This window comes from Luteimonas sp. MJ250 (assembly GCF_039548455.1).
Taxonomy (GTDB): domain Bacteria; phylum Pseudomonadota; class Gammaproteobacteria; order Xanthomonadales; family Xanthomonadaceae; genus Luteimonas.
The window spans coordinates 195256-208415 of the sequence record NZ_JBCLVB010000014.1 but is presented as its reverse complement, the minus strand read 5'-3'; the positions used below and the strand labels follow the sequence as shown (position 1 = coordinate 208415).

At 73.3% G+C, this 13160-nt stretch carries 11 protein-coding genes; 6 read left to right on the top strand and 5 right to left on the bottom strand.

Annotated features, from left to right (window positions below):
- Window positions 1-7 precede the first annotated feature (7 nt).
- Together WCE37_RS12100 and WCE37_RS12095 are read right to left on the bottom strand one after the other, a co-directional pair.
- Window positions 8-1858, bottom strand: a complete 1851-nt coding sequence (locus tag WCE37_RS12100) for a putative 2OG-Fe(II) oxygenase (protein WP_343279584.1) — start codon at window positions 1856-1858, stop codon at window positions 8-10.
- Window positions 1859-1860: 2 nt separating this feature from the next.
- Window positions 1861-2340 (bottom strand): hypothetical protein, encoded by a 480-nt coding sequence (locus WCE37_RS12095; RefSeq protein ID WP_343275372.1) that lies wholly within the window; start codon window positions 2338-2340, stop codon window positions 1861-1863.
- Window positions 2341-2408: 68 nt separating this feature from the next.
- On the opposite strand from WCE37_RS12095, the gene WCE37_RS12090 reads away from it, so the two are divergent.
- Window positions 2409-3965: a sulfotransferase gene (locus tag WCE37_RS12090; RefSeq protein ID WP_343279583.1), complete on the top strand. Its 1557-nt coding sequence runs from the start codon at window positions 2409-2411 to the stop codon at window positions 3963-3965.
- On the opposite strand, the gene WCE37_RS12085 is transcribed toward WCE37_RS12090, so the two are convergent.
- A complete protein-coding gene (locus WCE37_RS12085; RefSeq protein WP_343279582.1) occupies window positions 3941-5212 on the bottom strand; it encodes an aspartyl/asparaginyl beta-hydroxylase domain-containing protein in 1272 nt (423 codons plus the stop codon). The genes WCE37_RS12090 and WCE37_RS12085 overlap by 25 nt on opposite strands.
- 127 nt (window positions 5213-5339) lie before the next feature.
- Between WCE37_RS12085 and glmS the strand changes: the two genes are divergently transcribed.
- From glmS to WCE37_RS12060, 5 genes are all read left to right on the top strand, one after another.
- Window positions 5340-7169, top strand: a complete 1830-nt coding sequence (gene glmS / locus WCE37_RS12080) for a glutamine--fructose-6-phosphate transaminase (isomerizing) (protein ID WP_343279581.1) — start codon at window positions 5340-5342, stop codon at window positions 7167-7169.
- 84 nt (window positions 7170-7253) lie between these two features.
- A complete protein-coding gene (locus WCE37_RS12075) occupies window positions 7254-8036 on the top strand; it encodes a DUF3348 family protein (RefSeq protein WP_343279580.1) in 783 nt (260 codons plus the stop codon).
- Window positions 8033-10105, top strand: a complete 2073-nt coding sequence (locus tag WCE37_RS12070; RefSeq protein ID WP_343279579.1) for a DUF802 domain-containing protein — start codon at window positions 8033-8035, stop codon at window positions 10103-10105. The genes WCE37_RS12075 and WCE37_RS12070 overlap by 4 nt, the downstream gene beginning before the upstream one ends.
- Entirely contained in the window at window positions 10102-10764 is a 663-nt protein-coding gene (locus WCE37_RS12065) for an OmpA family protein (protein ID WP_343279578.1), read from the top strand. Before WCE37_RS12070 ends, WCE37_RS12065 begins: the two co-directional genes overlap by 4 nt.
- Complete coding sequence (locus WCE37_RS12060; protein WP_343279577.1) at window positions 10664-11308, top strand: DUF2894 domain-containing protein; 645 nt, start codon at window positions 10664-10666, stop codon at window positions 11306-11308. The genes WCE37_RS12065 and WCE37_RS12060 overlap by 101 nt, the downstream gene beginning before the upstream one ends.
- Here WCE37_RS12060 and WCE37_RS12055 read toward each other — a convergent pair.
- Both WCE37_RS12055 and WCE37_RS12050 read right to left on the bottom strand, forming a co-directional pair.
- Window positions 11305-12723: a sorbosone dehydrogenase family protein gene (locus tag WCE37_RS12055; RefSeq protein ID WP_343279576.1), complete on the bottom strand. Its 1419-nt coding sequence runs from the start codon at window positions 12721-12723 to the stop codon at window positions 11305-11307. The genes WCE37_RS12060 and WCE37_RS12055 overlap by 4 nt on opposite strands.
- Window positions 12720-13145, bottom strand: coding sequence for a DUF2231 domain-containing protein (locus WCE37_RS12050; protein ID WP_343279575.1), 426 nt, complete (start codon window positions 13143-13145; stop codon window positions 12720-12722). The genes WCE37_RS12055 and WCE37_RS12050 overlap by 4 nt, the downstream gene beginning before the upstream one ends.
- Between the last annotated feature and the right edge of the window lie 15 nt (window positions 13146-13160).

Here is a 13160-nt window from a genome sequence, read left to right as displayed (position 1 = left end):
CCGCCGCTCAGGGCGCGGGCTGCATGTCGAAGGCTACGGTAACGCGCGGCCCGGGATCGTCGAAGGGCACGGTGCCGTGCCAGAGGTAGGACGGAAACACGACCAGGGTGCCGGGGCGCGGCTGCACCAGGCGGCGCGGGCCGAGGTCGAGTCCCAGCGATGCCATCGGCTGTCCCAGCTGCAGCCAGCCGGGGCCGGCGGCGGCCCCGGGTCCGCCCGGATGACGCACCGAAGGCGGCACTGCCACGTAGAACGCCGAGCTGAGCCAGCCTTCGTCGTGGATGTGGTCGGCGTGGTGGCCGGCGCTGCGCAGGCGCACCGACCATGAGCCGATGAAGCGGATGCCGCGCTGGCGGCGCGCAAGGAAGGGGTGCCGCGGATCGTCCGGCAGCCCGGCCAGCCAGGCTTCGACCTCCGCCCGCAGCGCCTCGGCCGTCGCCCGGATCACCGGGTCGTCGCGCCCGAACAGCCGCCCCGGTGTCTGGGTGCCTCCCCGCACGCTCTGCGCGCGCGGCTCGCGCGATGCCAGGTGCAGGCCGGCGAGGGTCGCGTCCAGCGCGTGCAGGAAGCCCGGCACGTCTTCGTGGCCCGGGGGCGGCTGGATGGGGAGTTCGCCGACCAGCCGGTCGTAGCCGAACAGCCACTCCTCGCGCGGATCGCCGGCCAGCCGCCAGGCGGTGCCGAGCAGGCTCCAGGCCTCCTGGTTGCGCGGATCGCGGCGTGTGGCGCGTTCGGCGCAGGCGCGGGCGAGGTCGATCCTGCCGGCGCGGAAGGCGTGGCGGGCGTGCGCGTTGAGGAAATCCGGGCGCAGGTCGCCCAGCTGTGCGGCGACGCGGGCGTAGAGCACGCCGGCCTCGCCGCCGCGTCCGAGGCGGTCGAGCGCGTCGGCGGCCAGCCAGTCGAGCGCGGGCTGTCCCGGCGAGGCACTGCGCAGTGGCTGGAGCCATGCCAGCGCCTCGGCGCTCCGGCCCGCGTCCAGCAGTGCGCGCACGCAGGCCAGCTGCAGCGGGACGTTGGCGCGCTGCGCACGTGCGGCGGAGCACAGCGGCCCCAGCGGATCCTCGCCGGGGGCGAGCGCGTCGCCGTGCTCCCAGAGCAGGTGGGCCAGGGATTCGTGCCCGCCGATGAATCCGGGATCGCGTGTCACCAGCGCGCGCGCCGCGGACAACGCCTGTGCCGGTTGGCCCAGGTCCTGCAGCAGGCCCAGCAGGGCGTTGCGCACCTCGGGTGTGTCGTGGTCGAGCGCCTGGGCGCGCAGCAGGCACGCGCGAGCGTCCTGCAGACGTCCGAGCCGCCGCAGCACGGCGCCGCGGTTGACCCAAGCCGGCGCGGCCTCCGGCGCAAGCGCGATCGCGCGCTGCAGCGCGTCGTCGGCGGCCTCCAGCTCGTCGAGCGCCTGCAGCGCGCTGCCCAGGCCGTGCCAGGCCTGCGCCGTGGCCGGACCGAGCGCAAGGGCGCGCTCGAACGCGGCGCGCGCCTCGCGGGGCTGGCCCAGGCGCAGGTGCAGGCTGCCGGCGTGGAACGCGGTCCGCGTGGTGTCAGGGCAGGCAAGCAGGACGCGCAGCGCCTCGGCGGACTCGCCGATCCGGCCCAGCCACGCGGCGTGGTTCAGCGCGATCACTTCGTTCCCCGGCGCCAGTGCGGCCGCGCGCGTGAACGCAGCGTGGGCGCTGGCGTCGTCGCCGGCGTCGGCCAGGCACATCGCCAGCAGTTGCTGCGCGTCGGCCGCCTGCGGGGCGTCGGCCGCAAGCGTGCGCGCGATGCCCAGAGCGGCCGCGCCGTCGCCTTCGCGCAGCCTTGCCTGTGCGGCGAGGAAGCGCTGTGCCTGCGCGGCATCCAGCGGGCGCGCGACCGGCACGCCTAGCGGACGCGCCGGGCGCGCAGCGACACGCCGCCTCGCGTGCGCAGCATGTGGCCGCCGAGCGCGCCCTTGGTGATCCGGACCACGTCGCCGGGCGCCAGGGCACCGGTGGCGCCTGCGGGCACGGTCCAGCGCTGGCCGTTGTCGAGCGTGAGCCAGCGCCGGCCCCCGGCGCTGTCCACCCGGCTCACGCGGGCCTCGATCCGGTCGGGTTCGACCTCCTGCGCGGGCTGGCCCGGGTTGCGCAGCGGCGTTGCGGACCGGCTTGCCTGCGGCAGGCCGAAGTCCTCCACCGCGCGCGCGGCGGCGGCCTGGCGTACCTCCGGTGGTGGCGGGAAGGCGCGGTCGTAGCAGGCCAGCCGCTCCGCCGGGTCGGAGCTGGACGCACAGGGATGGCCGCTGACAGGCTGCGCCACGGCGGTGGCGGGCAGTGCGGCGGCAAGCAGCAGCGTCAGCAGCGGGAGGTGCGGGCGGGGCATCGCGGTCTCCGGAACGGCCCGCGGGCGGGCGTGCACTAGAGTATGCGTCCACACGCGGGAGGGTGCGGATGCAGGACGCGGACGAAGGGACCGCAGGGCTGCGGCGCGAGGCCGGAGGGCACCTGGCGCGTGGTGACTGGGCGGCGGCGATCATCGGCCTGCGCGCGCTGCTCGCGCAGGCGCCGCGCGATGCCGACGGCTGGTTCAACCTCGGCTACGCGCTGCGGCGTGCCGGCGCCTTCGAAAAGGCGCTCGATGCCTATGCCGAGGCCCTGCGCCAGGGCGTGGCCGACCCGGCGATGGTGCACGTCAACCGCGCCGCGATCCTCGCCGACCACCTGCGCCGCGATGACGACGCGGAGGCGGAGCTGCGGCGCGCGCTGCGGCTGTCGCCCGGGCACCCGGCGGCGCTGCTAAACCTCGGCAACCTGCACGAGGAGCGTGGCCGCCGCGAACAGGCCGGCGAGGCGTACCAGGCGCTGCTCGCGCGGGGCGAGGGCGATGCCGCGGCCGCCGAAGCGCTGGCCCGGCTGGCCCAGCTGAAGCCGCCCGTTGCCGCGGACGATCCGATGCTGGACCGGCTGCGGCGCAGCGCCGGCTCTCCTGCGCTGGCGCCGGCCACGCGCGCGAACCTGTGGCTGGCGCGGGGCCGTGCGCTGGACGCGCTGCGCCTGCCCGCGGACGCGATCGATGCATTCGTCCGCGGCAAGTCGCTGGCCCACGCGGGCCATCCCGCCTACGACCCGGTCGCGGCCGAAGCGCGGGTGCAGGAGGTGCTGGATGCGTTCCCGCTGCCGGCCCCGGACGTCGCGTGGCCCGGCGTTGCCGGCGATCCGGACGCGTCGGCGGCGGCGGAACCCGGACCGCTGTGGATCTGCGGCATGTTCCGCTCCGGCTCGACCCTGCTCGAGCAGGTGCTCGCCGCACACCCGGACGTCGTGGCGGGTGGCGAACTGGACCTGCTGCCACGCATGGCCGCCGGCGCGCTGGCACCGTTTCCAGCCACGATGGCAACGCTCGACGGGCCGCAGCTGCAGGCGCTCGCACAGGGCTATCAGCGCGCGGCACTCGCGCGCCTGCGCCCGGCGCCGGGCGCGCAGGTCTTCACCGACAAGCGCCCCGACAACCTGCTGCTCGTGGGGCTGGCGAAGCGACTGTTTCCACGCGCGAAAGTCGTGGTCACGCGTCGCGACCCGCGCGACATCGCGCTGTCGATCCTGATGCAGCACCTGAATCCACGTGCCTTCCCGTGGGCGGCGACGCTCCTCGGGATCGGCCACCACGTCCTGCTGCAGCGCCGGCTGGCGTTGCACTGGCAGGCGCTGTATCCCGGCGACGTGCTGGACTTCGACTACGACGCCTTCGTCGCCGCGCCCGAAGCCCCTCTGCGCAGGCTGCTCGATGCCCTGGGCCTGGGCTGGCATCCGGACTGCCTGCGGTTCCACGAACTCGCCAATACGGTCAAGACCGCCAGCGCCTGGCAGGTGCGCCGGCCGCTGTACGCAGACGCCTCGGGCAGATGGCGGCGGTACTGGAGCCAGCTCGCGCCGCTGGAGGACATGCTGCGCGCTGCCGGCGTGGACCTGGGCACCGACCCGGATCAGGCGCCGCTGGATGCGCGGTAGTCGCGCATCGCGCTGGCCAGGGCCTGCACCATCGCCCGTTCCTCGAGCGACAGCAGCGGGTTCCACACGTCGAAGATCAGTACCACCCTCAGCTGGTCGCTGTCGTTGCGTGCCTCGTGCTCGAGGGTGTCGTCGAACACGAAGACCTTGCCGGGCTCCCAGCCGCGCCGGTCGTGGCCGACGCGGAAGCTGCAGCCCGGAGGCACCACCAGCGGCAGGTGCGCGACCAGGCGCGCGTTGGTTTCGCCGGTGTGCGGCGGGATGTGCGTCCGCGGCGCCAGCGCGGAGAACATCGCGTTCGGGCACAGGCCGGCGATCTCGACCGCGTCCACCGCGGCCAGCGCGTCGGCAGTCGCGGGGCACTGGGCGATGTTCGCGGGCACCGGCTCGCCGTGCGCCCACAGGGGGAAGGCGCTCCAGTCGCGGGAATGGTTGAGGTCCCGCCACTGGTTGACGGGCTGGTCCGGCTGGTAGGCGATGTAGGGCTGGAAGCGGTCGAAGCGGGCGGCGACCAGGGCTTCGAGTTCGGCGAGGATGTCGGTCGTGCGTGCTTCCAGCGCCGGGAGCCAGGGAAACAGCGCCGGGTCGTGAAAGGGCAGGGCCGGCAGCCGCGGGACGTAAAGCTGGTTGCATTCGGAATGGTAGGGCCGGGAGCGGCCGGCGAGGATCGACACCGCCTCGTCCCAGCGCCCGGCCACGGCCGGTGCCACGGTCTCTCTCGGCGCAGCCAGAGCCTGTTCCAGGAACGCGGCCAGGGCCTCGCCGTCGCGAGCGACGATGCCGGTCGCGTGCTCCAGTCGGCGCTGGAGGGCCGGCGGCCACTGCGCCCGCGGCGGGGCGACTTTCAGCGCGTCGCGGAACACCGCCGCCGCCGCCGGCCCGCGGCCCGCCCGCTCGAGGAATTCACCCTTGGCCAGCAGCGCCGGCAGGAAGTAGGCGTCGAGCCCCAGGGCGGCGTGGATCGCATTCCACTCGGCCGCGCCGTCGCCGAGGTCGCGGTGCACCACCGCCAGCGTCAGCATCAGCATCGGATCGGCCGGTGCGGCGGCACGCGCGGCTTCGAGCAGGTCCAGCGCCCCCCGGGCGTCGCCGCGCTGGTGGGCGTGCACGCCGAGGCTGAAAAGCGCCTGCACGTTGCCGGGATCGAGCGCACGCACCTGCGACCAGAGGCGTTCGGCCTCCTGCCAGCGGCGCGCGTTCGCGGCACTGCCCGCGGCCGCGATCAGGGCCTGTAGACGTTCACTCACCAGGGGATCTCCGGACCTTGCGATTCGCCTGATTCTAGGCACGGCGCGGGCGGGTTGGACAGGCACCGGACCATGGGGGCAGCCGACCGGTGCCCTACAATGTCGGGCCAGTCCCAGGAGCGTGTCCATGTGCGGAATTGTCGGTGCGATCGCTGATCGCGATGTGGTCCCGGTCCTGATCGAAGGGCTCAAGCGCCTCGAGTATCGCGGCTACGATTCCGCTGGCATCGCGGTCGTCGATGGCACCGAGATCCGCCGCGTGCGCCGCACCGGGCGCGTGTCGGAGATGGAAGGCGCCGCCGGCAGCGAAGGCTTCTCGGCCACGCTCGGCATCGGCCACACGCGCTGGGCCACGCACGGCGGGGTGACCGAATCCAACGCGCATCCGCACGTCAGCCACGGTGTGGCGCTGGTGCACAACGGCATCATCGAGAACCACGAAGCGCAGCGCGAGCGCCTGCGCGGCATGGGCTACGAGTTCGAATCGCAGACCGATACCGAGGTCATCGCACACCTGATCCACCACTACCTGCAGGACGGCGCCGACCTGCTCGGCGCGCTGCAGCGCACGGTCAAGGAGCTGCACGGCGCCTATGCGCTGGCCGTGGTCAGCCGCAAGGAGCCGGAGCGCATGGTGGTCGCGCGCATGGGCTGCCCGCTGCTGGTCGGCCTGGGCGAAGGCGAGAACTTCGTCGCCTCCGATGTCTCCGCGATCCTGCAGGCCACGCGCCGGGTGATCTTCCTGGAGGAAGGCGACACCGCCGAGATCACGCGCGCCGGCGTACAGGTGTTCGGCGGGGACGACCAGCCGGTGCTGCGCGAAGAGCACCTGTCCGATGTCTCGCTGGCGTCGCTGGAGCTCGGCCCCTACCGCCACTTCATGCAGAAGGAGATCCACGAGCAGCCGCGCGCGCTGGGCGACACGATGGAAGCGATCATCGACGCCAACGCCTTCGAGCCGACGCTGTTCGGCAAGGACGCGGCGGACGTGCTGGCCCAGGTGGAGGGCGTGCAGATCCTCGCCTGCGGCACGAGCTTCTATTCCGGCTCCGTGGCGCGCTACTGGATCGAGGCGATCAGCGGCCTGCCCTGCAGCGTCGAGATCGCCAGCGAGTACCGCTACCGGAAGGCGGTGGCGAATCCCAAGCACCTGGTGGTCACCATTTCCCAGTCGGGCGAAACCCTCGACACCATGGAGGCGCTGAAGTACGCCAAGTCGCTCGGCCAGGACCTGACGCTTTCGATCTGCAACGTGCCCGAGAGCGCGATCCCGCGCGCCAGCCGGCTGGTGTTCTACACCCGCGCCGGCGCCGAGATCGGCGTCGCCTCGACCAAGGCCTTCACCACCCAGCTGGTGGGCCTGTTCGCGCTGGCGGCGACGCTTGCCAAGATCAACGGCCGCCTGCCGGAAGAGAAGGAAGCCGAGTACATCGAAGCCCTGCGCCACCTGCCCGGCAGCGTGCAGCACGCGCTGAACCTGGAGCCGCAGGTCGCGCTGTGGTCGGAGCACTTCACGCCCAAGGAGCACGCGCTGTTCCTGGGCCGCGGCGTGCACTACCCGATCGCGCTGGAAGGCGCGCTCAAGCTCAAGGAAATCTCGTACATCCACGCCGAAGCCTATCCGGCGGGCGAGCTCAAGCACGGCCCGCTGGCGCTGGTGGACGACGACATGCCGGTGGTGGTGATCGCGCCCAACGACAGCCTGCTGGAGAAGGTGAAGTCGAACATGCAGGAGGTGCGCGCGCGCGGCGGCCAGCTGTTCGTGTTCACCGACGCCGACAGCAACTTCAGCGAGAGCGAGGGCGTGCACGTGATCCGCACCGAGCGCCACGTCGGCGTGCTGAGCCCGATCGTGCATACGATCCCGGTGCAGATGCTGGCGTATCACGTCGCGCTTGCGCGGGGGACGGACGTGGACAAGCCGCGGAACCTGGCGAAGAGCGTGACGGTGGAGTAATCCGGCCCCGCGCGGCGCCCGGCCCGGAACAGCGGGCAGTGTCCGCCGGCAACGCGCTAAAATGGTCGTTTTTTGGCCACCAGCATGCTTGAACCCCGCACCCGGGCGCCCGTCCCGGGCGCCGCGCTTCCCAGGCTGCTGGCCCGGCTGGCCGGCGTCGAACCCGGCCAGCAGGCGCGGTCGCCGGCGGACGTGCTGGGCGATTGGCTGGACTGGCAGCGCGCCGTGGCCCTGTCGCGGGCGCTCGACGACGCGCCCCCGGGCCGGGACGAGGACGAGGTGTCCGTTGGCGCCGCCAGCCCGGTCGGCGGAACGGATGACCCGGCGGACCGCGCCGGCGCCGCGCTGGATGCGGATGCCGCGGCTGAATGCCTGCGCGTTCGCGGCGCGCTGGAAGAGGCCATCGACGCTGATGCACGCGACTGGACGCTGCCGCTGCATCCCCGCGCCGGCGATGACGGCATCGGCGCCGCCGCGGGTGCCGGCGCCGTACTGCGCCACTGCCAGGGGCTGCAGCGTGACATGCAGTCGGCGACCGGGCGCCTGCGCGGCGAGCTGCGCGAGCGGCTGGCGCGGCGCGCCGATGGCCAGGCGCGGCTGGCCGCGGTCGATGCGGTGATGGAAGGCCTGCTGGCGCCGCGGGAACACGCGCTGCTGGTGCCCGTCGTCCCCGCGCTGGTCGCGCGCTTCGAGCGCCTGCATGCGCTCCATGCCGACGCCGCGGCGCCGGCACGCGTGGATACCGCCGGGTGGCGCGCCGCGTTCCGCGCCGAGGCGCGACAGCTGCTGTCGGCCGAACTCGATCTCCGTTTCCATCCCATCGAAGCCCTGCTTTCCGCGCTTCGCAGCCCAGGCCCGGATGCATGAAAAGTACCCTCCTCGACAGCCTCGTCTTCGCCCTCGGCCTGCTGGTCGTGTGCTGGATCGGCGCGGGCTACGTCGGCAGCCATGCGCTGGCGCTCGCGGTTACCGCCCTGATCGGCGCGCTGTACCTCATCGGTGGCGTCGAGCTGTACCGCTACCGGCGCGCAAGCGATGGCCTGATCGCCGCGCTGGACGCGCCGCCCGGCCCCGACGGCCTGGCCGGCTGGCTTGCCGGCCTCGACCCGACGCTGCGTGGCGCGGTGCGGCAGCGCATCGCCAGCGGCCAGGCGCCGCTGCCGGCGCCCGCGCTTACGCCCTATCTGGTCGGCCTGCTGGTGCTGCTGGGCATGCTCGGCACCCTGCTCGGCATGCTGCTCACCCTGCGCGGCACCGGCATGGCGCTGCAGTCGGCGAGCGACCTGCAGGCAGTGCGCGACTCCCTGGCCGCGCCGGTGGAGGGCTTGGGCGTGGCCTTCGGCACCTCGATCGCCGGCGTGGCCGCCTCGGCGATGCTGGGGCTCCTGGCCGCGCTGTGCCGGCGCCAGCGCGCGGATGCGGTGCGCCTGCTCGATGCCGCGAGCGCCGACGGTCTGCGCGTGCATACCCGTGCCCACCAGCGCGACGAATCGCTGCGCCTGATGCAGGCGCAGGCGTACGCGCTGCCGGCCCTGGTCGAGCGCCTGGAGTCGATGGCGGCGGCGATGGAGCGGCAGGGCGAGGCCGCGCACGAGCGCCAGGCATTGCAGCAGGACGCGTTCCATGCCGGCAGCACGGCGGCCTGGGAGCGGCTGGCCGGCACGCTGTCGGCGGCGCTGGAGCGCGGTGCGGCCGACAGCGCGCGCGCGGCCGTCGAGGCCGTGCAGCCGGCGGTCGCCGCGGCCATGGACACGATCACGCGCGAAGCCGCGCAGCTCAACGCGACCGTCGCCGCGTCGGTCGACCGCCAGCTGGCGGCGCTCGACGCCGGCTTCGAACGCAGCTCGACCACCGCCACGATGCTGTGGCAGCAGGCGTTGGCCGAGCAGGCGGGATCGCAGCAGGTGTTGGCCGAAGCGCTGCGCAGTGGCCTGGACGCGGCCGGCGAGCGTCTCGTGGAGCGCACCGGCGGCATGGTCGAGGAGGTGGCGACGCGCCTCGAGGCCACCACGGACCAGCTCGCGACCGCGTGGGACGGGGCACTCGCGCGCCAGCAGGCCCAGCACGATGTCCTGGCCGAACGCCATGGCCAGGCGCTGGACGCGGCCGGCGCGGCGTTTGCCGGCCAGTCCGCGACCTTGCTCGAGCAGCTTGGAGACACGCATGCGCGCCTGCAGTCCGCGCTGTCCGAGCAGGACCGGGAGCGCCTGTCCTCCTGGCAGGCGCAGCTCGCGACGATGGCCGCCTCGCTGCGCGAGGACTGGGCCCGTGCCGGCGAGGACGCCGCCCAGCGGCACGAGGCCGTGGCTTCGGCGCTGGCCGCCGCCGCCGCCGACATCGGCGCGCAGTCGCATGCCCACGCGGCGGCGACCATCGCCGAGATCTCCACCCTGGTGGAGGCTGCGTCGGAAGCGCCGCGTGCCGCCGCCGAGGTGGTCGCCGAGCTCCGCCAGAAGCTTTCCGACAGCATGGTGCGCGACACCGCGCTGCTGGCCGAGCGCAGCCAGCTGATGGCGACGCTGTCGACCCTGCTGGATGCCGTGAACCACGCCTCCACCGAGCAGCGCGGCGCGATCGACGCCCTGGTATCCACCAGCACCTCGCTGCTGGAGCAGGCCGGCGGCCGCTTCGGCGAACAGGTCGAGGCCGGCACCGGCGCGATCGACGCCGCGGTGGCGCGCCTGGACGCGGGCGCCACCAGCGTGGCCGGCCTGGGCGAGGCGCTGGCCGGCGCCGTGCAGCAGTTCGGCGAACGCAACGCTGAGCTGACCGGGCGCCTGGACGGCATTGCCGCCGCGCTGGACGCGTCCGGCACCCGCAGCGACGAGCAGCTGGCCTATTACGTCGCCCAGGCGCGCGAGCTGGTCGACCTGAGCGTGCTGGCGCAGAAGCAGATCATCGCCGAGCTGCGCCAGCTGCCCGGCGCCCCGGCATGAGCCTGGAGGTCGAGGGGGACGTCGATTCCACGGTCCCGGTGTGGGCCGCGTTCGGCGACCTGATGTCGGTGCTGCTGGGCGTGTTCGTGCTGATCCTGGTCGGCGTGATCGGCGTGCAGCTGCATCTCGAGGCCAAGCTTGCCGAGGAGATCGCGCAGCGCGAGGTCGAGCAGCAGCGTCGCGTGGCGCTGGAGCAGGCGCTGGCTGCGCCGTTGGCCAGCGGCCGCATCACCCTGGTCGATGGCCGCATCGGCATCAGCGGCAGCGTGCTGTTCGCACTCGGCTCCGACCACCTGCAGCCCGACGGCGAGGCGCTGCTCGAAAGCCTGGCCGCACCGCTGGCGGATTTCCTGGCCGGGCGCGACGAGATCCTGATGGTCAGCGGCTTCACCGACGACCGTCTGGTGCGCGGCGACAGCCGGCGCTATGCCGACAACTGGGAGCTGTCCGCGCAGCGCGCGCTGACCGTGACCCGCGCGCTGGTGGCGCAGGGCGTTCCGGCGTCATCGGTGTTCGCCGCGGCCTTCGGCGCCGAACAGCCGGTGGACAGCAACGCCCATGCCGAAGGCCGTGCACGAAACCGGCGTGTGGAAATGGCGCCGGTGCCGCGGCAGGCGCAAGGGCAGGAGCAGGGCACGCAGGTTGCGCATGGGCGCTAGCGACTTCCGGGACAGTGCGGCACTGGCGCCGCAGGACGCGGAGGCCGCGCAGGTACCGGAGTCGAGGGCCGCGGCGTCGGCACCGGTGGCAGCAATGGCACGGCCGCTCCCGAGCCTGCTCGATGCGCTGGAACGCTGGCCCATCGAGCGGCAGGCCTCGGCCGGCGGGATCGATCTGGGTCTGCCGGAGGCTGCGGAATGGCCGGCGCTACCGGCGCTGCATGAGATCCGTGGGCTGTGGGCACGGCTGCGCAACCAGGAGCAGGTGCGTCGCGCGCTGGCGCCGACGCCCGACGATGCGGGGCCGCTCAATTCAGGCGCGCTGGCGGGGCGGATGCTGCGCCTGATGCAGGCGCAGTCGCCGGACTACCTGCGGCAGTTCACCGCCTACGTCGGCATGCTGGCGGACCTGCAGGACGTGCAGGCCCGCGCTGCGTCGGCCGGTGGCGACGCCGGCCGCGGCGGCGATGCGTCGCCGGCCAGCAAGCGCGCAAAGGCGCGCCGGGGCCGGGGAGCGGCACGCCCCCCGGCGGACGCCGGTTAGGAGCGGGTCGCGGGGCCGTTCGGCTCCGCTGCGCTGCCGCCTGTGTCAGCGGCGGCGCCGTCGGTGTCGCTGTCCGCATCTGCATCCACCTCGATCGCGGGCACTTCCGGCGCCACCGCCGGACCACCCACGCGCGCGACCCGCCAGATAATGTTCGCCAGGTCGTCGGCGATGACCACCGCGCCGCGCGGGTCCACGGTCACGCCCACCGGGCGGCCGCGGGTAGTGCCGTCGTCGTCGCGGAAGCCGGTGGCGAAGTCGATCGGAGCGCCGGCCGGGCTGCCGTTGCGGAACGGCACGAACACCACCTTGTAGCCGGAGGGGTCCGGACGGTTCCAGCTGCCGTGCATGCCGACGAAGGCGCCATCGGCGAACTCCGCGCCCATCACCGGGCTGGAGAAGTCCACGCCCAGCGAGGCGACGTGCGCACCCAGGCTGTAGTCGGGCGTGATCGAGGCCGCGACCTTCTCCGGATTCGCCGGCTTCGCGCGGGTGTCGACGTTCTTGCCCCAGTACGCCCAGGGCCAGCCGTAGAAGCCGCCGTCGCGCACCGAGGTGAGGTAGTCGGGCACCAGGTCCGGGCCGATCTCGTCGCGCTCGTTGACCACGGCCCAGAGCTGGCCGCTGCCGGGCTGGATGGCGAGCGCGGTGGGATTGCGCAGGCCGGTCGCGTAGGGGCGGTGCATGCCGGTGGCGACGTCGATCTCCCAGACCATCGCGCGGTCCTGCTCGGCGAGCATGCCGCGCTCGGTGATGTTGCTGTTGGAGCCGATACCGACGTAGAGGAAGCGCCCGTCGGCGCTGGCGGCCATCGCCTTGGTCCAGTGGTGGTTGATCTCCGACGGCAGCAGGGTCAGCACTTCGGGCTCCGCCGCGCTGGCCTGCGTCTGGCCGGGCTGGTAGTCGAAGCGGACGACCGCGTCCTGGTTGGCCACGTACAGATCGTCGCCCACCAGTGCCATGCCGTAGGGCGCGTTGAGGCCGTCGGCGAAGACGGTCTGCAGCTCGTACTCGCCGTCGCCATCGGCATCGCGCAGCAGGGTCAGGCGGTTGCCGCTCTTCACTCCGGTGGTGCCGGCGGCCTTGACCGGGCCGGCGATCACGTCCTTGGGCTTGAGCTTGGGCGCGTTGCCGCCGCGGCCCTCGGCCACGAGGATGTCGCCGTTCGGCAGCACCAGGGTCTGGCGCGGGATGCCCAGGCCGGTGGCGATGGCGCGGACCTCGAAGCCCTCGGGCACGACCGGCAGGCGGTCGCCCCACTCGGATGGATCGGCGATCACCATCTGCGGCAGCAGGCCGCGCTTGGGTTCGGGCAGGTTGACCTCGGTGCCGTATTGCATCGGGCCCGGGTCGGGGTTGCAGGCGGCGAGGACCACGGCGGACGTGGCAAGGGCAAGCAGGCTCAGGCGGTTCACTCCACACCTCCGATGCGCGGGGCACGGACCGCGAAGAACGTCGCCACGATGGCGAGGACGACGGTGATCACCGACAGCACCAGGCCGCCGGGCATGCTGGCCCAGGCGTCACGCGCGTGCATCAGCGCGTTGAAGAATCCGGTGACCCAGGTCGCCAGCAGCAGAACGAAGTGCAGCAGCGAACCCGGCGTGCGGCGCGAAGGCAGCAGGCCGGCGAGCGCGGACACCAGCGCGGCGCCCGCGACCACCAGGCCGCCTGTGATCAGCCAGGACGCGAAATTGTTCCACTGGATCTCGAACGTCCGCGCATAGGCGATATCGCTGAGCAGGGCGCCGACCAACAGGAAGGTCACGCCGCCGAGCAGCAGTGCGTGGACAGGATGAAAAGCCGGTATGGGCCGGCGTTGGATAGTCGAAGCCACGGGGGTCCTTCGGAA